This window comes from Psychrilyobacter atlanticus DSM 19335, from assembly GCF_000426625.1.
Taxonomy (GTDB): Bacteria; Fusobacteriota; Fusobacteriia; order Fusobacteriales; family Fusobacteriaceae; genus Psychrilyobacter; species Psychrilyobacter atlanticus.
In genome coordinates this window covers 1,833,249-1,854,665 of sequence record NZ_KE384547.1, presented here as the reverse complement: position 1 = coordinate 1,854,665, position 21,417 = coordinate 1,833,249, and the positions used below count along the sequence as shown (strand labels likewise).

The 21,417-nt window shown below is 32.0% G+C and carries 21 protein-coding genes, 1 pseudogene and 1 riboswitch; of the genes and pseudogenes, 15 read left to right on the top strand and 7 right to left on the bottom strand.

Translation table 11 applies throughout. The features are described 5' to 3' along the window. Window positions 1-44 precede the first annotated feature (44 nt). Complete coding sequence (locus K337_RS0109370; RefSeq protein WP_028856380.1) at window positions 45-329, top strand: hypothetical protein; 285 nt, start codon at window positions 45-47, stop codon at window positions 327-329. Between the two features lie 75 nt (window positions 330-404). Here the strand turns inward: K337_RS0109370 and yfcE are convergent, their stop codons facing one another. Continuing rightward, entirely contained in the window at window positions 405-941 is a 537-nt protein-coding gene (yfcE, locus tag K337_RS0109365) for a phosphodiesterase (protein WP_028856379.1), read from the bottom strand. Window position 942: 1 nt separating this feature from the next. Continuing rightward, window positions 943-1,950, bottom strand: coding sequence for a UDP-glucose 4-epimerase GalE (gene galE, locus K337_RS0109360; protein ID WP_028856378.1), 1,008 nt, complete (start codon window positions 1,948-1,950; stop codon window positions 943-945). Window positions 1,951-2,085: 135 nt separating this feature from the next. Then, a riboswitch (purine riboswitch) is annotated at window positions 2,086-2,183 on the top strand. A 273-nt stretch (window positions 2,184-2,456) separates the two neighbouring features. Here galE and K337_RS0109355 point away from each other — a divergent pair. Next, entirely contained in the window at window positions 2,457-3,743 is a 1,287-nt protein-coding gene (locus K337_RS0109355) for an NCS2 family permease (RefSeq protein WP_028856377.1), read from the top strand. 46 nt (window positions 3,744-3,789) lie between these two features. Here K337_RS0109355 and K337_RS0109350 read toward each other — a convergent pair whose 3' ends face one another. From K337_RS0109350 to K337_RS0109340, 3 genes are all read right to left on the bottom strand, one after another. Continuing rightward, the gene (locus tag K337_RS0109350; RefSeq protein WP_028856376.1) at window positions 3,790-4,563 is read right to left on the bottom strand and encodes a CPBP family intramembrane glutamic endopeptidase; all 774 of its coding nucleotides are present in this window, start codon (window positions 4,561-4,563) and stop codon (window positions 3,790-3,792) included. 84 nt (window positions 4,564-4,647) lie between these two features. Then, a complete protein-coding gene (locus K337_RS0109345; protein ID WP_028856375.1) occupies window positions 4,648-5,886 on the bottom strand; it encodes an MFS transporter in 1,239 nt (412 codons plus the stop codon). 62 nt (window positions 5,887-5,948) lie between these two features. Further along, window positions 5,949-6,836: a hypothetical protein gene (locus K337_RS0109340; protein WP_028856374.1), complete on the bottom strand. Its 888-nt coding sequence runs from the start codon at window positions 6,834-6,836 to the stop codon at window positions 5,949-5,951. Between the two features lie 262 nt (window positions 6,837-7,098). Here K337_RS0109340 and K337_RS0109335 point away from each other — a divergent pair, with 262 nt between their 5' ends. Then, window positions 7,099-8,307, top strand: coding sequence for a tetratricopeptide repeat protein (locus K337_RS0109335; RefSeq protein WP_028856373.1), 1,209 nt, complete (start codon window positions 7,099-7,101; stop codon window positions 8,305-8,307). 194 nt (window positions 8,308-8,501) lie between these two features. Here the strand turns inward: K337_RS0109335 and K337_RS0109330 are convergent, their stop codons facing one another. Further along, window positions 8,502-8,954 carry a SoxR reducing system RseC family protein gene (locus K337_RS0109330; protein ID WP_028856372.1) on the bottom strand — a complete coding sequence of 151 codons (453 nt, stop codon included), beginning with the start codon at window positions 8,952-8,954 and terminating at the stop codon, window positions 8,502-8,504. 145 nt (window positions 8,955-9,099) lie between these two features. After that, window positions 9,100-9,690, bottom strand: a pseudogene (locus K337_RS18135) (GMP reductase); the annotation flags it as partial. A gap of 172 nt (window positions 9,691-9,862) precedes the next feature. On the opposite strand from K337_RS18135, the gene K337_RS0109320 reads away from it, so the two are divergent. From K337_RS0109320 to K337_RS0109265, 12 genes are all read left to right on the top strand, one after another. Next, window positions 9,863-11,137, top strand: a complete 1,275-nt coding sequence (locus K337_RS0109320) for a sugar ABC transporter substrate-binding protein (RefSeq protein ID WP_028856371.1) — start codon at window positions 9,863-9,865, stop codon at window positions 11,135-11,137. Between the two features lie 64 nt (window positions 11,138-11,201). Beyond that, window positions 11,202-12,491 (top strand): carbohydrate ABC transporter permease, encoded by a 1,290-nt coding sequence (locus tag K337_RS0109315; RefSeq protein ID WP_028856370.1) that lies wholly within the window; start codon window positions 11,202-11,204, stop codon window positions 12,489-12,491. Further along, window positions 12,491-13,330 (top strand): sugar ABC transporter permease, encoded by an 840-nt coding sequence (locus K337_RS0109310; protein ID WP_028856369.1) that lies wholly within the window; start codon window positions 12,491-12,493, stop codon window positions 13,328-13,330. Before K337_RS0109315 ends, K337_RS0109310 begins: the two co-directional genes overlap by 1 nt. A 169-nt stretch (window positions 13,331-13,499) precedes the next feature. Continuing rightward, a complete protein-coding gene (locus K337_RS0109305) occupies window positions 13,500-14,384 on the top strand; it encodes a radical SAM/SPASM domain-containing protein (protein ID WP_245584878.1) in 885 nt (294 codons plus the stop codon). 33 nt (window positions 14,385-14,417) lie between these two features. Then, window positions 14,418-15,119 carry an NAD-dependent protein deacylase gene (locus tag K337_RS0109300; protein ID WP_028856367.1) on the top strand — a complete coding sequence of 234 codons (702 nt, stop codon included), beginning with the start codon at window positions 14,418-14,420 and terminating at the stop codon, window positions 15,117-15,119. A gap of 60 nt (window positions 15,120-15,179) precedes the next feature. Next, window positions 15,180-15,407, top strand: a complete 228-nt coding sequence (locus tag K337_RS0109295) for a hypothetical protein (protein WP_028856366.1) — start codon at window positions 15,180-15,182, stop codon at window positions 15,405-15,407. A gap of 327 nt (window positions 15,408-15,734) precedes the next feature. Continuing rightward, window positions 15,735-16,034: a thiamine-binding protein gene (locus K337_RS0109290; RefSeq protein WP_028856365.1), complete on the top strand. Its 300-nt coding sequence runs from the start codon at window positions 15,735-15,737 to the stop codon at window positions 16,032-16,034. Beyond that, window positions 16,003-16,767, top strand: coding sequence for an ABC transporter permease (locus K337_RS0109285; RefSeq protein ID WP_028856364.1), 765 nt, complete (start codon window positions 16,003-16,005; stop codon window positions 16,765-16,767). Before K337_RS0109290 ends, K337_RS0109285 begins: the two co-directional genes overlap by 32 nt. Before the next feature lie 27 nt (window positions 16,768-16,794). Further along, window positions 16,795-17,748, top strand: a complete 954-nt coding sequence (locus tag K337_RS0109280; RefSeq protein WP_028856363.1) for an ABC transporter substrate-binding protein — start codon at window positions 16,795-16,797, stop codon at window positions 17,746-17,748. 13 nt (window positions 17,749-17,761) lie between these two features. Beyond that, window positions 17,762-18,490 (top strand): ABC transporter ATP-binding protein, encoded by a 729-nt coding sequence (locus tag K337_RS0109275; RefSeq protein ID WP_028856362.1) that lies wholly within the window; start codon window positions 17,762-17,764, stop codon window positions 18,488-18,490. Between the two features lie 10 nt (window positions 18,491-18,500). Then, window positions 18,501-19,457, top strand: coding sequence for a thiamine ABC transporter substrate-binding protein (locus tag K337_RS0109270; protein ID WP_028856361.1), 957 nt, complete (start codon window positions 18,501-18,503; stop codon window positions 19,455-19,457). A gap of 360 nt (window positions 19,458-19,817) precedes the next feature. Then, a complete protein-coding gene (locus K337_RS0109265) occupies window positions 19,818-21,329 on the top strand; it encodes an ABC transporter permease (protein ID WP_028856360.1) in 1,512 nt (503 codons plus the stop codon). Window positions 21,330-21,417 lie beyond the last annotated feature (88 nt).

Sequence of the window (21,417 nt, the reverse complement as noted above, 5' to 3'; positions counted from 1 at the left end):
AATAATATAGTATATATATAATATAAGATTAGGAGGTGATTGTGATGATGTATATTACGCTGTTGTTAGTAGTATTGGCTATTATAATATTTTATTTGGCAGCACTTTTGGTATTTACGCCCTATGAAGAAGATGATAAATACGTTCTTAAAATTTTGGAATCAGGATACAAACTTCATCTGGTCGCTACTGAAAAACACGGAATAATAAAAAAAATAACGGATAATGGTGCTAAATTGATATTGACCTTGGTATACTATATCTTAAAGGATAGAAAATATACCGATAGTATTGAAACTAAAAATGAAGATGATGATGATACTAATTAAAAAAATCCCAAAATAGTAATCTACTATTTTAAGGGATTTTTTTAATATATAGGATGTAACATCATATTACTTTTTTTAATATTCGATAGATTTAAAAATTTGACCATCCAAATCTTTAATATTCCAAGAGGAAGAAGTTAAAATTCCATATGAATTGGAATTTCCTCCTTTGGGAAGGGTAATAGACCCTGGATTAAATATAAAGATATCCTTTTTTTCTGCCAATGGCAGGTGGGTGTGTCCTGAGATCAGGATATCTCCCTTACCTATGGGAAGTTTTCCCTCTGTAAAGAGGTGACCATGGGTAGCAAAGATACGTTTGCCTCCTAAAAACAAATTAGTGAAATCACTCATAATAGGAAATTCTAAAAGCATTTGGTCTACCTCACTGTCACAGTTTCCTCTCGTAGCTATGATCTTGTCTTTGTATAAGTTCAATTTTTCAGCAACTAACTTTGGGTTGTAATCTGTAGGAAGAGGATTACGTGGTCCATGATAAAGGATATCTCCTAATATCAGGATGTAATCGGCCTCCTCCATTTTAAAACATTCCAATGCTTTTTCTAGGTAGTATATTGAACCATGTATGTCTGACATAACAAATATTTTCATCTTAATATCCCTCTGGGTTATTAGACTGCCATTTCCATGAATCCCTGCACATATCTTCTAAAGTTTTTTCAGTTTTCCAGTTTAGTTCTTTTAGAGCTTTTTCAGAGTTAGCGTAACAAGTAGCCACATCTCCAGCTCTTCTTTCGACTAATTCATATGGGATCTTTACATTATTTACTTTCATAAATGTATTTACTAGATCTAGAACACTGATCCCGTCTCCAGTCCCTAAGTTATATGCTTCTACACCAGTTTTATCTTTGAATCTTTCCAGTGCTCTGATATGACCAATAGCTAGATCAATGACATGAATATAGTCACGGACTCCAGTTCCGTCATGGGTATTATAGTCAGATCCAAATACACTTAATTTTTCTCTTTTTCCTACAGCTACCTGAGTAATATAAGGCATTAAGTTGTTTGGAATACCATTTGGATTTTCCCCAATCCTTCCACTTTCATGAGCTCCAATAGGATTAAAATATCTTAGAAGGGCAATTCCCCACTGATCATCAGAGATATACAGGTCATTTAAGATCTGCTCAATCATAAGTTTTGTACTACCATATGGGTTTGTAGCACTTAATGGCATAGTTTCTAGTAGCGGTGATGTATTATTTAATCCATATACAGTTGCAGATGAACTGAAGACGATCTTCTTAACGCCATGGTTTTTCATTACTTCACACAGAACAAATGTAGTTGTCAGATTGTTGTGGTAGTATTCGATAGGCTTGGCTACCGATTCTCCTACTGCTTTATATCCTGCAAAATGAATTACAGCATCTATCTCATTTTCTACAAATACTTTGTTCAAATTTTCTTTATCTAATAGGTCGATCTCATAAAATTTAAAATCTTTACCTGAAATTTCTTTTATCCTGTCCAATACCTTTGGATTACTGTTGGAAAAATTATCTGCAATAACTACCTCATAGTTTTCTTTTAATAATTCTATCACTGTGTGGGAACCAATGTATCCAGCTCCTCCAGTTACTAATATTTTCATAACTTTACCTCCTGCCTATGGCAAAATATTTTGTATTGATTTTAAAATTATTATACCACAAAGAGAAAAAACTTTCTTGAGGTATATAGGAGTTTTATATGAAATGTTTTGTAATTTTATGGGAAAAGTGATATAATCTTTTCAATAAAAAAAACTTATATAAATTTCGGATATGGCGAAAAGTTTCTACCAGCTACCTTAAACAGCTGACTATAAGAAGATAGATACCTAATATTTTAATATATATAGAGGTTCTGTTTTCCTGAAACAAAGGGAAACGGGATCTTTTTTTATTATCTAGGGGATTATACTCGTAAGGGGCATCACCAAAATGCTATTACTTTACTACATAAACATAGGATTTTGAGATAAAATTTACGGGATAAATGATTATAAAAACCTGAATTGTGCTTATTTGAATGCAACGTCACGTTGCTTTTTTATTTAAAAAAAGTATAAAATTATTAGATACTACCTATTAAAAATTTAAGGACGGGGGAAGTAGAATGTTGGAAAGAATGTTTAAATTAACCGAAAGAAAAACTTCGGTAAAGCAAGAGGTTATTGGGGGACTTACTACATTTATGACTATGTCATATATTATATTTGTAAACCCTTCAATAATGGCAGATACAGGGATGGATAAAGGAGCTCTTATTACTATTACATGTTTAAGTGCCGCAATAGGTAGTTTGATAGCAGCTTTTTGGGCAAATGCACCATTAGGATTAGCACCAGGAATGGGACTTAACGCATTTTTTACATATACATTGGTTATTGGAAAGGGAATACCTTGGGAAACAGCATTGGGAGTCGTATTTATATCTGGATTATTCTTCTTAATTATGTCTATTGGTGGGATAAGAGAGAGGATAGCTCAGGCAATTCCAGTAGAACTAAAGATAGCTTCTACAGCTGGAATAGGACTTTTCATAGCTTTTATAGGACTAAAGAGTATGGGACTTATAGTAGCTAACCCGGCAACATTTGTATCTCTCGGTAAATTTACTCCTACAGTTGTTTTAGGAGTGATAGGAATAATGGTATCGGCTCTCTTAGAGCTTAGAAATGTAAAGGGTGGAATGTTGATCGGGATGATCACTACGACTGTTTTAGGGATGATGATAGGGGTAGTTGAGCTTCCTACACAGATAATGTCTATGCCGCCGTCAATAGCACCTATTGCGTTTAAATTAGATATATTAGGAGCTTTACAATTTGCGTTGATCGGGCCTATATTCTCATTTATGTTTGTAGACCTGTTTGATTCATTGGGAACTCTTATTGCCTGTGCAAAGGAGATGGGAATGGAAGATGAAGACGGGAATATCCTATCTCTAGGTAGAATGATCCATACAGATGTAGCCTCTACAATAGTAGGGTCAGTATTGGGATCTAGTACAGTTACCACGTTATCAGAGACTACAGCAGGGATAGCAGCAGGAGCCAGAACAGGGTTAGCTTCAGTTGTCATCGGAATATTATTCTTACTTTCACTGTTATTTACACCGATTGTAGGGATTGTACCGGCTTATGCTACAGCACCAGCTCTTATTATTGTTGGAATCTATATGTTTAAAAATCTGAAGGAATTGAATCTTCATGATTTTAAAACGGCACTACCTGTGTTTGCAACAGTTATCATGATGCCTCTTACATATAGTATCAGTACAGGACTTAGTTTTGGATTCTTATCATTTATAGTAGTCCATGTAGGAACAGGGGAATATAATAAAGTTTCTCCGGTTTTATGGGCTATAGGGGGACTTTCACTTCTAAGTTTAGTGGTATAAAGGATAAAAAAAAAGAACTCCATGGAGTTCTTTTTTTTATAACTTTTTAAAATTTAAAGCTATTTTTTTCTAGTATAAAAATTTGATATAGTTTTCTTAATATAAAGGGTAGTGCAAACATAAATAGAAAAATAAATTTATTTGGTGAGTCGCCAGAAATATAATTAATTCTTGGAAAAAGAGACATGAAGTTAGAAACTCCATGAAAAATAATAGGATACAATATGTTTTTTTCTTTATAGTATATATAAGCTATATAAAAAGTACCGCCACTTAAAAAAATATTTAACCCATCAGAAAGACCATGAATAAAACTAAAAATAATACATGTAGCTAAAATAGCTACTTTTAAACCATATCTAAAAATTAAATTTTTAAAAAGGACCCCTCTAAAGACTATTTCTTCTACCACAGCAGGAAAAATAGTTAAAGAAACAAAAAAAATTAACTGACCAAGATGAGTTTTACTATAAGGCTTTAAATTTTCAGTTTCGTTATAAAATTTTAAATGAGTGTAGGTCGATAAAATCCAGTACACGAAATTTGACATAATAAAAAAAATAATACAGTAAAATAAGATTTTAAGGATTTTTAAAACTTCTAATTCTCGGATTTTAAAATTAATATCTTCTAAGACTCCTTTTTTTAATTGAAAATAACAAAGTAAAACTAAAAAAGTTACTGTATAAGCAATAATACCTATTAAATCGTCATTATCAGTTATCATATAAGCGATAACAACACCAACAGCGCTAAAAACGAAGAATAAAAATAAAGTTATAAAGGTCGATGCTTTTTTTTGTTCAATAATTTGTTCCATGACTCCTCCAATAATTTATTACTATAGAAAAAAGATTTTTAATTATTTTAAAAGAAAATAATCTTGATATCAAAGTTACTTGCCCTATATAGCTTTTTCTAAATTTATTTTTATTTCTTTCAAATCCAACCTCCTTACCACTACAATAGAGTAAAAAATAAAACATAAGCCACAGGCTATAAGAGATAAATAAAATGGATTAACTTTGTCTATAATTCCTGCTACTAAAAAATAGCCAATAGGAGTTAAAATAGACCCAAATATCTCTATCAATGAAAAAGCTCTGCCTTTTATTTTATGGGGTATTATTATCTCAAAATATACAAACAAAGTTTCAACATATATAATATTAGTTGCCCCAAAGATAGAAAATAAGCTGACTATACTTAACTGACATAACAGTAAATTATTGCTGAAAATATACAGTGAGATAGGGATGCCTGCGAAAGTTATAAAATTAATTACAACCATTTTTTTCCAGAACTTCCCTCCCAATTCAAATTTTTCAGTGTATCTAGCTAATATTCCTCCTCCTACAATACATCCTATTGCAGAACTAGACATAGTATACCCTAAAAATATTACAGGAAGTTTTAGGTAGCTGGTAATAATAAATGGAAAAACAACTGATACTATAGGATTAAAAAAGAAATTTATAGATAGTATAAACAATATAAGACCTTTAAAACTCGAATTAGAATCTTTTATATATACCAATGGTTCTTTATATTCTTTAATAATATTTAGCTTTTCTCTTTTGTTTTGTTTTGTTAAATGTGACTTATACCTAATAAAAAATTCTAAAATCCCAGAGACTAGAAATGATATTAGATTAATAGTTAGAATAAAGTTTAATCCTAGTTTCGTATAAAGAAAAATTCCTATAGGTGGAGCTGAGATATTTATGATTCTAATCACAGTTTTCATAACTGATTTTCTCTTTAACAAGTCTTTACTTTTTACAATTTGACTAAAAATAGTTGCAGAAGCTGCAAAGAAAAGTTTGTTCACTGAATTTTGTATAAAAATAAGAGCAAAAAGGTAGCTTATATCTCCTTGAGCTAAGAGTATGTATCCACCTAATAAAGCTGCATTTATTAGATCACAAATGATCATTATATATTTCCTATTAAATTTATCTGCTATAAACCCTGCTATAAATGAAGTTAATAAAAGTAACACTTCTTGTACACCTAAAACAGAACCCAGTGCTCCACCAGACCTCGTTCCCTCTAAGATTACAATGGGAATAATAGCATTTTGTAATGATCCTCCTAAAATTGAAGCTATCCTACACCCAAAATATAACCAATAATTTTTCATACTTCCTCCCTACACTACAATATAATTTTAAACAGGGGATTTTATATCAAAACTAAACTCTTTTAAATTTTAAGATTTGAAATATCTAAAGAATAAATTTTACTTTTCCTTCTTTTATCCAGCCAACTCCAATCATTAGCAACAAAATAAAGGTTGTTTTTATCAATTATAGGTGTTGATAATATCTTTCCATTAGCAATAAATTTAGAAATGACTTTCTTACTATTTAGATCTTTAAAATATATAATATTTTCTATACCTGAAATTTCAATATTTTTATAGGTTATTTTATTTACCTTTCCTTTATAGGGCTGGAATTCTTCCTCAAACTCATATCCACCTTTTTTACTTAAGATAATTCCCTTTATAGAGTCTAAAATAAATGTTTGTGGTAAGTTGTAGTAATTTTTCCTATAAAGATCATTATTACCTAATACTTTAATATTTGAATCTAAAATTTTTATATTTGATGTAAGAGCTCCATTTAGAGGAGTCTCCCAATTTATTCTATTTTGGTTGTTGTAAAAATTTGTACAATAAATATTTACTAAAATTATGAGTGTAAAACCTAAGGAAAAGTAAATATCAATAATTTTTATTCTCTTATCATTGCTTTTCTCTTTAATAGGTATCTTTTTTAAAGAAAAATAAATTCTAACAAGGAATATAATTATTCCTATGAAAGAGCCTATATAGAACCCTTCTGTATTATTATTCAAAAATAAAAACACACTACTTGGAATTAATAACATTACTAAAGAATAATATTTTTTAAAGCTATTTTTAAATAAAAGTTCACCTTGAAATTTAGCCAAAACAGCTTCAGTAATTCCAATAAAAGTAAGTAACCTAATTGCAATAGAATGGCCTAAAAATACATAGCTGATAATACTAGTAACCATTAAAATTGATATTAATGGTATGCTCATAATGTAATAATTTCTTTTCATAATAATATCCTCCAAAATTTTATTGATGTTATTTAAAAAAATAACAAAAAGAGATTTTTACTCCTTTTTAATTTGTTTGTACCTTATTCCAAGTGTTAATATAGTATATTATTTTGTTAAAACAAATTTTTCAATTTTTTTCAAAAAAAACGTAAAAACTGAATTTTAAGGACCTTTTTATTCAGTTTTTATCAAAAATTGAATTTTAGTGGAAAAAACTGAATATTAATCATATAATACGGTTACATTTCAGGAGGTCAATATGGAAGATAAAATATTTGAAATAGCCAAAATATATAAAATAACTTTTAAAGAACTGGGATGTAAAGGGATTACCTCTACTTATCTCACTAAAATAAAAAAAGGGCAAAATTCTTTTAAAGAAAAACATATCCCCCTGTTGGTTGATTCTTTTAATAGAATTTTTCAGGAAAGAAATATAAATAAGATTATTACTATGGAAGAGCTGTATATCACTCCCCAGCAGGAACTGGATAAATTAGTTGATGAAAGCTTGATAGATAAAACAATCTATTCCAAAGAAAAACAAGAAGAAATAGAGAATTTTGGAAGAGAGAAAGAAGTTCACAGCTGTAAATATCGGTATATTATAGCCAAATATAATCAAAAGATAGGCAAGGAAGAAGAAGCTTTAAAGATCTATTATAACCTGTTAAATCACTTCCCTTGCTTTAGTTTTTTTTATTCCATTCTAATTGAGATAATTCGTTTGGAAAAAGCAGAGCTTACCTATGAAATATATCTGAAATATCAAAAGAAAACCGATAAAGCGCCATATAAAACAAAAGCACTCTTAGCTTATAATACCGGAGTAAGTCTTTTAGAAACTAAAAAATGGAGTAAAGCTATTACGTGTTTTGAGGTTCTTATTGAGATGGAAAAAATTACAAAACATTACTATCATTCCTACAATAACCTAGGTATTTGTTATCAAAAATTAGGTAAATATGAAAAAGCCATTGAATTCTTTAAGAAAAGTGTTAGCGACCCATTAAATTATAATGATTTAGAAATTTGTTATACTAACATTATTTCTTGTGCTAAAGAAATGAAAAATGAAATACTGATAAAAATTACTGTTAATAAACTTGAAAAGATCCTTAAAGAATTACAAAACAAAACTTTATATCAAACTTATTGGAATTTAGGGCTATCTTATCTATATTTAGGTGAGAAAAAGGAAGCTATTGTTGCTTTTGAAAAGGAAATTTCATTCCCTTTAGATCTTAACCATCATCACTTTAGTCCTACTAAATATTTAGACTCTATAAAGCAGCTTGTTTTACTCTATGGTCATCAGCCATTAAAACAACAAAACTTAATAAAAATAATTTGTGAAATACCAAAACAAATCATGTGTTACGACTTTTCTATGTATATATTAAAATTTTATTTTAATAACAATATGGAATATGAAGCATCGCTTCTAATTAAAAGTATTAATTTATAAAAAAAGGGATAGCTATGAATAGAAAAATATTGATTTGCATCGGATTTTTAATACTTTTTACCTTAGTTTTGTGTAATGAATATATTGGTCAAGGAAGAAGAATACCTAAAGTACTAACTAATATATCTAAGTTTATATTTGAACAAAACTAAAAAATAACCCTTAAATCACATGTGATTTAAGGGTTATTTTTTTTATTCTTTAGGACCACAACTAGTAATTTTTATCTCATCGGCAGGGACAACTTCCTTGATAGAGATCTCCTCTTTGATCAATTTACTTCCACTTTTTTTATCGTAAAAATAAAAACCTAAAAATGAGATTACCAAGGTAGCGAAACTGACAAAGATTCCTTGTCCTTCACTGGCGCCTAATTTAGCAGCTATGATATAGCTTAGAATCATTAAAATTACAGGGAGGATATAGATGAGAAGAGCTAAATTCAAGATGAATTTATTGTTTATCTCAAAGGTTATTAGGTCTCCTACATTAACTTTGATATCCTCATTGAGTTCATATTGATATAGGTCAGCGATAGTTTTATCTTTCTGCCCGCACCCAGAGCAATGAGCACAAGAGCTGTCTCTAAATAGTTCTATATATAAGTTTTTTTCTTCAATTTTTCTAACAATACCTTTATTTTCCAAGGTGATTCCTCCTCAATATATTATAAAAATAGTATATCATATTTTCTTCTATCTGTAATTCATATATAGGAAGCGTATAAAAAATATATAAAAAATGGAAGGGAACCCTTCCATTTTTTACTACTATAATTAAGTTACTTTAAAATTAATATTTTAAAATAAGATAATCTGTTTTTCTAAGAGCGTCTATATTATTTCCACCTGCATAGGAGATAGAACTTTGGATATCTTCTTCCATTTCAATCAGAGTATCTATGATAGGGCCTCTATAATCTACTAATATTTTTTTACCTTCAACATTTTTCCGCTCACCTTTATTGAATTCAGAAGCAGAACCATAATATTCTTTCAATTGGATACCATCTTTGACAACTAGCTCACCAGGGGATTCTTCGTGTCCCGCAAACATCGATCCTACCATACACATAGTAGCTCCAAATCTGATAGATTTCGCGATATCTCCATTATGTCTTAAACCACCATCGGCAATAAGAGGTTTTGTAGCAACTTTAGCACACCATTTCAAGGCTGATAGCTGCCATCCTCCAGAACCAAATCCAGTTTTAAATCTAGTAATACAAACCTTTCCTGGACCAATTCCTACTTTTATGGCATCAGCACCCCAATTTTCTAAGTCGATTACCGCATCAGGGGTAGATACATTTCCAGCAATAATAAAAGTTTCTGGTAACTTCTCTTTGATATATTTAATCATGTCTCTAAGATTATTACTGTGTCCATGTTTGACGTATTATAAGCGTTTATAACCTCTAAATCATTGTAAAGAATAATTTCGATATTCTTTTGTATTGTTTCGATACTTAATGGTTGACAATTTAGAGAAAATGAACTAGACTAATACTAGAAGCAAATGAAACGTTTCCAAAAACTTTTAAAGGGGGAAGAAAATGAAAAAATTTTTATATGGGATGATGATTTTTATCTTATCATTTGGGATGATGGCATGCGGAGGAAAGGAAGAAAGCAAAGATGCTCCTAAAGAAGCAGAGGCTACTCAAACGGCAACTAATGAGGTTGTACCAGAAGAGGGAGCGGTATTAAAAATATGGGAATCTAAGGGAACAGTTGGAGAATATATTAAATTTGCAGCAAAAAAATATGAAGAGAAATATGGTGTGCATGTTGTTTTAGAAGAAAACAACATCTCTACTATTAAAAATAAAGTAATTCAAGATGGACCGGCAGGAACAGCAGCAGATGTCTTTGTTGCACCTCATGATCAAATTGGTGATCTAGTTCAATCGGGACTTATTATGGAAAATTTAGTGAGTGCTGACAGGGTAAAAAATGACTTTTTACCTGCTGCAAGGATAGGAGTAACAAATAAAGGGAAAGTATATGGATTCCCTCTAGCAATTGAAACATACGCTCTATATTACAACAAGGATCTTTTAACTGAAGCTCCAAAGACATTTGAAGATTTGATTAAATTTGGAGAAAACTTCACAGATAAATCTAAAAATAAATTTGGAATTTTCTGGGATATTCCTAACTTTTATTATGCTCATATGTTCATGGCTATGGACGGAGGATATGTTTTCGGAAAAGATGGTACAGATGCTAATGACATAGGTTTAGATAATGAAGGATCTATTAAGGGGATCAATAAGATGTTATTATTGAAATCTATCTCAGTTCAAAATGCAGGAGATGTAAGTTATGACGCTATGACAGGTTTATTTGCAGAAGGAAAGGTAGCTGCTATTATAAATGGACCATGGGGATTAGAAGGAGCAGAAAAATCAGGAGTTAACTTTGATGTTGCACCAATTCCTACATTTGATGGAAAACATCCAGCTTCTTTTTCTGGAATCAGAACTTTATTAGTAAACTCATATACTAAATATCCAAAGGCAGCTCAATTATTCGCTGAATTTGCAACTTCTGATGAGATGTTAATCGAAAGATTTAAGATGACTAATCAATTGCCACCAGTTAAGGCTTTGATCGATGCACCTGAGATCGTTAACCACAAATATACAAAAGCTTTCTTAGAGCAGGCTCAATATGCAGTACCTATGCCGGCAATTCCTGAGATGGGGTTAATCTGGGAACCAGCAGGAGCAGCAGTTACAGATATTTGGAATGGAAAAGTAACCGCTGAAGAAGGGTTGAAAAATATGACTAAAATCATAAAAGAGCAAATGGAAACTAGAAAATAATTGTAAATGTAATGAGCACTTGTTTTAACAGGTGCTCAAATAATATATAGAAAAGAGGTAGGAGATGAATAGGGAAAAAAGATCAATGTTGCTGTCTTGTCTTTTTATGGGACTAGGGCAGTTATATAATAAATATTTTCTTAAGGGAATAATTTTATTTATAATTGAATTATTATATCTTATAAAAATACCAAGAATTATAAAGGGAATTTGGGGTGTTGTAACACTGGGGGAAACTACTCAGAAAATGAATGGATTCCAAATTATACAGGGAGATCATTCGATTTTTTTACTGATTGAGGGTGTTGTAACTATTATAATGTTGTTTATTTTCTTAGGAATATATATATGGAATATTAAAGATGCCAAGAGAATAGGACATGAGATGGACAATGGACAATCTTATATGACAACAAAACAATATTTAATAAAGGTATATGATCGCAGCTTTGTATCTATAATGTTAACACCGGCTACAATGGGTGTCTTATTTTTCATTTTGTTACCGATATTAGTAACTGTTCTAGTAGCTTTTACAAATTATTCAGCACCAGATCATATCCCTCCTAGAAATTTAGTGGATTGGGTAGGGTTTAAGAACTTTATAGATATCTTCCAATTAAAAATATGGAGTAAAACATTTATTAAAATAGGAAGTTGGACAGTAGTATGGGCGATACTTTCAACACTGTTAAATTATTCGTGTGGGCTGATCATGGCTCTTATGATGAATAGAAAGAATATTAAATTCAAGGGGTTCTGGAGGACCATATTTATCCTGCCTTATGCTGTTCCGGCATTTATCTCTTTATTGGTATTTAGATTACTATTTAGTGGAGTTGGACCTATTAATAACTTAATTGTCAGCTTCGGCTTTGACAAAATACCTTTTTTAACAGACCCATTATTGGCCAAAGTTAGTCTGATATTAATCAATACGTGGCTTGGAGCACCTTATTTCATGGTGTTATTATCGGGATCTCTAACAAATATTTCAGATTCAATATATGAAGCAGCAGAGATTGATGGTGCATCTAAATGGATTCAGTTTTGGAAGATAACCTTACCACTATTATTATTTCAGACAGCACCTGTATTAATATTAACTTTTGCATATAACTTTAATAACTTTGGAGCAATATACCTATTAACAGACGGGAAACCGACTAATTCAGCCCTGAGATATGCAGGGGAAACAGATATTTTAATAACCTGGATATTTAAATTAACCAATGATCAAAGTCAATTTCATATGGCGGCAGTGATATCAATAATTTTATTTATTTTTATAGCATCATTTTCCACATATCAATTTATGAAAAGTAAATCATTCACAGAGGAGGATATGATGTAATGAGTAAAACAAAAATTATAGATAAGATTTTAGATGGATTAACATATCTTGGTTTAATATTGATAGCACTTAGTGTACTTATGCCCTTAGTATGGATTGTATTGTCATCTATGCAGGTTGGAAACAGTCTTTACAGTTCGACCTTCCTGCCGAAATCATTGACCTTGGATCATTATAAAACTTTGTTTACAAAGACAGACTTCCCTATTTGGTATATGAATACATTAAAAATAGCAACATTGAATATGATTTTAGGAGTTATTATTACAACTCTTACAGCCTATACATTTTCGAGGTATAAATTTAAGGGAAGAAAACAAGCTATGATAGGGATGTTGGTATTACAGATGTTTCCGTCATTTTTAGCTATGACAGCTATCTATATCTTAATCACTAAGATGGGACTTATGGATACCCATGCAGGACTTCTAATAGTTTATATTGCTGGACAGATTCCATATAATTCATGGTTAGTAAAGGGATATTTTGATGGGATACCTAAGAGTTTGGATGAGGCAGCCAGAGTAGATGGGGCAGGTCATCTAACTATATTTTTAAAGATAATTATGCCTATTACAAAACCGATAGTTGTCTTTGTTGCATTGACGAATTTTATTGGACCATGGTTTGACTTTATCTTTCCAAAACTACTGCTTAGAAGTGCAGAGAAGAAAACTCTAGCTGTTGGGATTTTTGAATGGATCTCAAGCAGGGCAAATGACAATTTTACACAGTTTGCAGCAGCGTCGATCTTGATCGCTGTACCTATTGCCGTTTTATTTATGTATCTACAAAAACATATCGTGGCAGGATTATCTGCTGGAGCAACTAAGGGATAGGTAAAACCTTCTAAATTATTGATTTTGATAATTTAGGAGGTTTTTTTATTAAATTATATTTTGAAGAAACCAACTCTTCGATTCTAAAGACTTATATAACAGGAAAGTTTAGTTACTAAGTTTTTTTATACTATGTTATAATAAAGGCTATAGAAGAGGTGAAAAAATAATGAAAAAAGAGATGAAAAAATATAAAAAAGTATATATAGAGATAACTAATAGATGTAATTTAAAGTGTAGTTTTTGCCCTCAAGGGGTGAGAATTCCTAAGGTTATGAGCCTGGATGAATTCAGGCATATCTTAGATGAAATAAAGCCATACAGCGACTATGTCTATCTCCATGTAAAAGGGGAACCTCTGTCGCATCCAGAGATAGCTGGTTTTTTAGACATTGCAGAGGAAAAGAACATAAAGGTGAATATAACTACCAACGGAACCTTGATAGGCAGAGTAGGAGAGAAGATAGTAAATAAAAAAGCATTCAGGCAGATTAATTTTTCCCTTCATTCATTTGATGGTGATATAGATAAGATAGACAAAGATGATTACCTGAAAAAAATATTAGATTTTACAAAAAAATCACTTTCTTTAGAAAATACCTATATTTCCCTACGGTTATGGAACTTCCATGATGGAAATAAAAGTAAGGTTCAGATGGAGGGAAACAGGAAGATCTTAGAGAAGATAGAAAGATACTTTGATTTAGATTATAAGATAGAGGATAAGCTGGTTCCAGGTCGTGGACTGAAGATAAAAAACAGGTTATATCTCAATACAGATTTAGAATTCAAATGGCCTGAACTAGCTGATGAATATGAAAATGAAGATGGTTTTTGCTATGGGTTGCGTACTCAAATAGGAATCTTAGTGGATGGGACAGTAATTCCATGTTGTCTCGATGGTGAAGGGGTAGTAAATCTCGGGAATGTTTTTGAAACGTCATTTAAAGAGATAGTAGAGGGAGAAAGAGCAACTGCAATTTACGATGGATTCAGCAATAAAAAAGCTGTTGAGGAACTCTGTAAGAAGTGTACTTTTAAGGAGAAGTTTTAAATATAAGATTGTTGTAATTTAGGAGGAAACTCTATGTATGAAAAACTGAAAAAAATAATAGATAAGAGTGAGAATATTGTGTTCTTTGGAGGAGCTGGTGTTTCTACAGAGAGTGGGATCCCTGATTTTAGGAGTGCTAAAGGTCTGTATTCCCACAGCCCTGAATATTTGGTCAGCAGAACATATTTCGATAAAAATAAAGATGGTTTTTTTGAATTTTATAAGAAACACCTGGTGTATGAAGATGTTAAACCAAATGATGCACACAGGGTATTGGCATATTTGGAAAAAATAGGTAAATTAAAGGCAGTTATTACCCAGAATATAGATGGCCTGCATCAAATGGCAGGAAGTAAAAATGTTTTAGAGCTCCATGGGAGTGTCCATAGAAACCATTGTATGGACTGCGGAACTTTTTACACTTTAGATGAACTTATGGATAGGAAAGGTGTTCCCTACTGCTCTAAGTGCAGTGGGATAATAAAACCAGATGTTACTCTCTACGAAGAAATTCCAGATATGAATAGCTACGACAGAGCCATGCATTATATTGCCAATGCAGATGTTTTAATCGTAGGTGGAACTTCATTGGTCGTTCAGCCTGCGGCTTCACTGGTAGATCTTTATAGGGGAAATAAATTAATTTTGATAAATAAAGATTCCACAAGGTATGATAAAAGAGCTAATCTGGTTATTTCAGATAAGATAGGGAAAGTTTTAAAGGCAGTAGAATAAAAGATTAAAGGATCTTTAAATTATAAAGAAAAGTAGTTTTAAAATAATAGGAGGAAAAATATGTACGATTTACAGGAATGTGTAGAAAAATTAAATAGTTATTTAGAGGAGTTATTGCCTGAGATAGATGGTGAGATAGATATTGATATGAGTGAGGAAAAAGACAACTATTATTGGAATTTTGACTATGATAAAAGAAGTTATATGCTTACTTGCAATAAAGAAACAGGAGCTATTCTAGGGGAAAGCTGGAGAGAAGGAACTAAAGCACAGTATAAAAGACATTAAAAATAATGGAAATTTTTACAAAATAAGAAAATCATCCCTAAAATTTGAGATATGTTAAAAAAAAGTTGTAATTTTGGGGTATTCTGATACAATAAAGTACAAATAAGTATTGCAGGAGCTTTTGCTGAGAGGAGATGTTATAGTCTCGACTGTTAACCTGATCTAGATAATGCTAGCGTAGGATGAATTTTTATAGGGTATGAATAGTATATTTGTATTTAATAAGGCTTCCTTCGGGAGGTCTTTTTTGTTTGAATTATAGGGGTAATTATTGATTACCCCTACGTATTATTAATTTCGCAAAAAGCGATTAAGAGGAGGAAGGAAATGGCATTGGCAAACATGGATATTCAAATATTACCTACGATAGAGGGTGGAGAAAAGGAAAAGTATACTGTGATAGACAGGGTAATAGAGCATATCATAGGAACAGGTCTAAAATATGAGGTAGGAGGACTGGGGACAACTATAGAAGGGGAGTTCAAAGACCTTTTGGGGATATTGGAAAAAGCCCAGGAAATTTGTTTCAATGAAGGTGCTGAAAGGGTAACAACTATAGCAAAATTTGATCATAAAAAAGAAGGGATAACTATAGATGAAAAAGTCGGTAAATACAGAAAGAAATAACTTATTTTTAATAAGTTTATTGGTATTAGTAGTGGGATGTGAGGTATTAATCAGAATCTTGGAGATACCTGGATATATCTTGCCCGCTCCTACAAAGGTAATTAAAGCGTTATACAGCCAAAAAGAGGTTTTATTCAGCCACTCATTAGTTACTCTTTTTGAAGCTTTAACAGGGTTCATCCTATCAATTATATTGGCTCTGATTATAGGAGGTATTGTATATCCATTTGAGAAGGTAAAAAAAATGCTGTATCCATACCTTTTAATCAGTCAAACGATTCCATTGATAGCCATAGCACCTGTTATATTGATTTGGTTTGGGTTTGGAATTCTGCCTAAGATAATAATTGTGATGTTAATTTGTACCTTTCCTATGCTTCTCAGTTTTTTAGGGGGATTGGAGGAGGTAGACAGGGAAATACTGGATCTATTTCAGGTTATGGGAGCCGATAAAAAGTATATATTTTTTAAAGTTATCCTGCCCTCAAGTCTGCCTAGTTTTTTTTCAGGGGTAAAGATATCGGCGACGTATTCTATCATGGGAGCGGTAATAGGAGAGTGGCTGGGAGCTAAAAGCGGGTTGGGAATATATATGACCAGAGCTATCAGTTCGTTCAAAACAGACTATCTTTTTGCAGCGATAATAGTTGTGGTTATCCTCAGTCTGTTAATTTTTAAGGGGATAGAGTGTGTAGAAAAAGCAGCTATGCCCTGGAAACAGTTGAAAAAATAGAAAATTGTAGAAGAAATAGGGGGAAGAATGAAAAAAAGAATTATAAGTTTATTGTTAATTTTAAATGTTGTGAGTGTATTTGCACTGGAAAAGGTGGATATAGTTTTGGACTGGACACCTAATACAAATCATACGGGGATATATGTAGCGAAAAAAATGGGATATTTTAAAGCAGAGGGGATAGAGGCGGATATATTACAGCCGGCCAATGGAACTTCTACCCAGTTAATAGCCACAGGAAGAGCTGATTTTGGTGTAACCTATCAGGAAGCTGTAACTTTTGCTAGATTAGAAGGGCTGCCTGTAGTTTCATTGGGAGCAATAATCCAGCATAACACATCTGGTTTTGCTTCGTTGAAGGAAAAGGGGATAGAAAAACCATCGGATTTTAAAGGTAAAAACTATGGTGGATGGGGGTCACCTGTAGAGGAAGCTACCCTAAAGGAATTGATAGAAAAAGATGGCGGTAAGGTTGGAGATATAAATATTCTTACAACAGGCTCTATGGACTTTTTTAAATCCAGTGTAAATGATGTGGATTTTGCCTGGGTATTTGAAGGGTGGACAAATATAGAGGCCAAATTGCAGGGGAAAAAGCTAAACTATATTAGACTTAGAGATTATTCGAAAAATCTAGATTATTATACTCCGATATTTGCAAGTAGTGAAAAACTTATAAAAACAAATCCAAAATTAGTAAAAAAAGTAATGAGAGCTATAAAAAAAGGTTATGAATACAGTATAGAAAATCCAGAGAAAGCTGGAGAGATCCTTCTGAAGGATGTTCCTGAATTGGATAGGAATTTAGTTATTGAAAGTCAAAAATATCTGGCTTCTAAATATACCGATGATGCTCCTTACTGGGGACATCAAAGATTAGAAGTATGGGAAAGATATCAAAAATGGCTCTATAAAAATAATTTGATAGACGGGACTACAGATATGAAAAAAGCTTTCACCAATGAATTTTTAAAAGATTAAAAATAGGAGATTTATGATATTAGAAATAGAGAAACTATCAAAAAAATATGGGGATGTAGAGGTAATAAAGGATTTAGATTTACATATAAAAAAAGGTGAGTTTATCTCCATAGTCGGGCCTTCCGGGTGTGGGAAAAGTACTCTTTTTAAGATAATCACAGGGCTTTTGACAGAATATAGCGGCAGAGTCAGGATAGATGGAAATATGATCAAAAATAAAGTTATCTCCTACCTGCCTCAAAAAGACCTACTGCTACCATGGAAGACTCTCTATGAAAATGCTACGATACCATTGGAAATAAGCGGAATAAAAAAAGAATGTTGGAAAGAAATTATAGATCCACTGATGGAAGAATTTGGTCTTTTAGGGTTTGAAGACAGATATCCTCATGAATTGTCTGGGGGGATGAGGCAGAGGGGAGGCCTTCTCAGAAGTTTTTTAATCGATAGTGATCTAATGTTATTGGATGAACCTTTTGGGGCCTTGGATGCTCTGACTAGGTCATCTATGCAGGACTGGCTTTTGGAAATCTGGAAAAAACATAATCATTCTATCTTGTTTATAACCCATGATATAGAGGAAGCAATCTACCTTTCAGACAGAGTATATATTATGTCAGCCAGACCAGGCAGATTTTTAGATGAGCTGGAGATCAAATTTCCCAGACCGAGAAAAAAAGAAGTTATCCTGTCACAGGAGTTTTTAGAATATAAGGGAAGAATATTAGAAAAATTAAAATAGGGGGAAGAAGATGAAAAAAAGTATTTTATGGATTTTAATGGTATTATTAGGAGTAACAAGTTTTTCAAAGGAAAAAATAGTGGTCTATGTACCTAGTTCTATGACATTTTTACAGGAAGAAATAGGACAAGATTTCTATGAAAAAACAGGGGTAGAAGTAGAGATTGTAGGAATAAAAGGAATTCCTGCCAGATTAAAATTAGAAAAAAGAAGACCAAAAGCTGATATAGTTTTGGGGTTATCAGAGATAAATGTAATTCAGGCAAAAAAAGAAGGGACTATAGCTAGCTATAAACCTAAAACAGCCGGGAAGATAATGAAAGAGGAGTATATGATAGACAATGAATGGTACTCTACTCCATTTGATTTCGGATCGTTGGCTATAAATGCAAATAAAGACAGCTTAAAGAAGATGCCGGCATCTTTTGAAGATCTGAAGAAGCTAAAAGGGCAGTTAATCGTTTTGGATCCCAATTCATTTACCGGTCAGGAGTTTATGATGTGGACAGTTGCAGTATATGGAGAAAACTGGCTAAAATTCTGGGAGGAGTTAAAACCTGCCATGAAAACAGTGGCTCCAGGATGGAGTGAAGGATGGGCAAAATTTACAACCAATGAAGCACCTCTTATGGTAGGTTATGCTACCAGTGATCTTTATTTTGACGAAAAGAGTTCATATAAAAGTTTTATTCCAAGTGAAGGGGGATATATCTATGTACAGGGAGCTTCTATCGTGGCAAAAAAAGATATAAAGGACGGAGCAAAGTTATTTATGGACTATATCTTAGAGGATAAATTTCAAAGAGCCATGGCAGAAAAAAATTATATGCTTCCAGTAACAGATATAAAATTAGGGGATGAATATAATAGGGTTCCGACATCGGCGAAACTAGTAAAAGTTAAAGCCAGTGATTTGGAAAAGATAGAAGAATACAAGAAAGAATTAATTAAATTATTGAAGAAATAAACTGTGAATTTCAAAAAAATCTAAGAAAAACTATGTAATCTGAGACAAAGTATTAATTGAGTATAAATAATTTTAATAATCATGAATAGAAAGTTCCAAAGTTTCTGCCTTTGATACGGGACACTTTTTCTCAACAGCTAGAAAAAGCATCTAAAAAGAGCCAGAAGTTTCTAATTGTCTTAGTGGGGAAGTGCCAGTGATTCCCGTTTCTTAGTGGGATGCCTGACGGACATAGTAGGGTCGACGAAACTCGTAAGGTGTTTATGGTATAAGCTGGACGACTAGAAACTTCAAAAGTCAGATTTTAGTCTGCGTCAGAAAAAGGTAGTAAAAATAGTAAAAAAGTGAGGGAGAAAAAAGATGAAAAAAGCTAGAATTTTGAATATAGGGTATCTGATATTATGGATATTTCCTATCTATATATTTGGAAGGGATTTCTTCCATGTAGAAGACTTAATAGGAATTATGGATAGAGAAACTTTGGATCTCATCTTTATGTCCTTTAAGCAGGGGATTCTATCTTCAATTTTAGCTTTTATTGCAGCCATCCTTCCTGCATATTATGTAACTTATAGAAGGGGATTACTTAGCACTCTATTGGAGGGGACTATATTTATCCCCTTCTTTTTTCCTGTAATATCTACAGTAATAACATTTTCATTGGTATTCAACCTGCCTTTATTAAAGAATTTGGGAATCTTATATAGTTTGAAAGCTATCTTGATTGCAAATGTATTTTATAATGCACCGATATTTGTCAAATATCTGTCTCTAGGGTTGAAGAGGATCCCCAATGAAGTAATAGAAGCTGGTTTGGAGTGCGGGGCAAGTAAGTGGGTTATTTTTACAAGGATAAAACTGCCTCTTATCTTACCTCAGATATTCAGAGGTTTTTTCCTGGTGTTTACCTATTCATTTACCTCTTTCGGGATAGTATTATCTTTAGGAGGATTAAAATTTTCCACTCTGGAAGTAGAGATAGTAAATTCCCTTATGGGAAGTGCTGATTTTTCTAGGATGTTTGCTCTGGGGATAGTTCAGTTTATAATTTTGACTGGGGTGAATATTATCGGTGAGAAGATTACCGGGTATGAACTGGAAGAGGATGAAAAAGTTGGAGAAGTATCTCTGATTACAAAGGTATATAGTTACCTGTTTATTCTCTTTGAATTTGGGATTGTGGGAATAAATTTAGTTTTTTCCTTCTACAACTATTATGATAAGAGGTTCTCTTTTAGGGCCTTTATAGATATTCTTTCACCTGCCTTCAATAAAAAATACCCAGTGGTAGAATCTATTATAAACTCAGGGATGATAGCTATGGTAACAGCTTTTATAGTGGTGATATTTACCTATCTATTGTTGAAATTATCCGGTAAATTTAGTACATATATAATATTTTCTACCTTTGGAATCTCTAGTGGATTTTTGGGAATAACCCTGGTCTATACAAATATCATCTATGATATTCCCTATATACTTTTACTTATAGGAGGATTTTTTCTGACTACGGTTCCCCTGGCTTATTCATTTATGTATCAATATATAAAGAAATTTAGATTAGATATATTGGAAGCCAGTAGTATTGATGGAGCAAATAAATTCCAGACCTTTATCTATGTGGAGTTCCCAATTTTAAAGGAAGTTCTGACAGGAACCTACCTGCAGATCTTTGCTGTTATCTATGCAGAGTTTACTATAACCTATACCATGCAGCTGGGAAGATATCTTCCATTATCGTCAGTTGTAAACTATAATCTGTATACCAATAAATTATTTTTAGAGAGTGCAGCCATGAGTAGTCTGAATATAGTTATAATAGGAATACTATTTATGATTCCTTATATGAAAAAAAGAAATAAGAAAGCCTAAGTCCTTTAAAAATATCTTCTATGAACTAATAGTTTTTAGGAGGTTTTTTTATTTATTCAATTCTTCTTCTTTTAATGTTAATATTATA

Bases quoted from the DNA above. Each gene is read 5' to 3' on its own strand.
- K337_RS0109370 (WP_028856380.1), top strand. From the start codon at position 45: ATGATGTATATTACGCTGTTGTTAGTAGTATTGGCTATTATAATATTT.
- yfcE (WP_028856379.1), bottom strand. From the start codon at position 941: ATGAAAATATTTGTTATGTCAGACATACATGGTTCAATATACTACCTA.
- galE (WP_028856378.1), bottom strand. From the start codon at position 1,950: ATGAAAATATTAGTAACTGGAGGAGCTGGATACATTGGTTCCCACACA.
- K337_RS0109355 (WP_028856377.1), top strand. From the start codon at position 2,457: ATGTTGGAAAGAATGTTTAAATTAACCGAAAGAAAAACTTCGGTAAAG.
- K337_RS0109350 (WP_028856376.1), bottom strand. From the start codon at position 4,563: ATGGAACAAATTATTGAACAAAAAAAAGCATCGACCTTTATAACTTTA.
- K337_RS0109345 (WP_028856375.1), bottom strand. From the start codon at position 5,886: ATGAAAAATTATTGGTTATATTTTGGGTGTAGGATAGCTTCAATTTTA.
- K337_RS0109340 (WP_028856374.1), bottom strand. From the start codon at position 6,836: ATGAAAAGAAATTATTACATTATGAGCATACCATTAATATCAATTTTA.
- K337_RS0109335 (WP_028856373.1), top strand. From the start codon at position 7,099: ATGGAAGATAAAATATTTGAAATAGCCAAAATATATAAAATAACTTTT.
- K337_RS0109320 (WP_028856371.1), top strand. From the start codon at position 9,863: ATGAAAAAATTTTTATATGGGATGATGATTTTTATCTTATCATTTGGG.
- K337_RS0109315 (WP_028856370.1), top strand. From the start codon at position 11,202: ATGAATAGGGAAAAAAGATCAATGTTGCTGTCTTGTCTTTTTATGGGA.
- K337_RS0109310 (WP_028856369.1), top strand. From the start codon at position 12,491: ATGAGTAAAACAAAAATTATAGATAAGATTTTAGATGGATTAACATAT.
- K337_RS0109305 (WP_245584878.1), top strand. From the start codon at position 13,500: ATGAAAAAAGAGATGAAAAAATATAAAAAAGTATATATAGAGATAACT.
- K337_RS0109300 (WP_028856367.1), top strand. From the start codon at position 14,418: ATGTATGAAAAACTGAAAAAAATAATAGATAAGAGTGAGAATATTGTG.
- K337_RS0109295 (WP_028856366.1), top strand. From the start codon at position 15,180: ATGTACGATTTACAGGAATGTGTAGAAAAATTAAATAGTTATTTAGAG.
- K337_RS0109290 (WP_028856365.1), top strand. From the start codon at position 15,735: ATGGCATTGGCAAACATGGATATTCAAATATTACCTACGATAGAGGGT.
- K337_RS0109285 (WP_028856364.1), top strand. From the start codon at position 16,003: ATGAAAAAGTCGGTAAATACAGAAAGAAATAACTTATTTTTAATAAGT.
- K337_RS0109280 (WP_028856363.1), top strand. From the start codon at position 16,795: ATGAAAAAAAGAATTATAAGTTTATTGTTAATTTTAAATGTTGTGAGT.
- K337_RS0109275 (WP_028856362.1), top strand. From the start codon at position 17,762: ATGATATTAGAAATAGAGAAACTATCAAAAAAATATGGGGATGTAGAG.
- K337_RS0109270 (WP_028856361.1), top strand. From the start codon at position 18,501: ATGAAAAAAAGTATTTTATGGATTTTAATGGTATTATTAGGAGTAACA.
- K337_RS0109265 (WP_028856360.1), top strand. From the start codon at position 19,818: ATGAAAAAAGCTAGAATTTTGAATATAGGGTATCTGATATTATGGATA.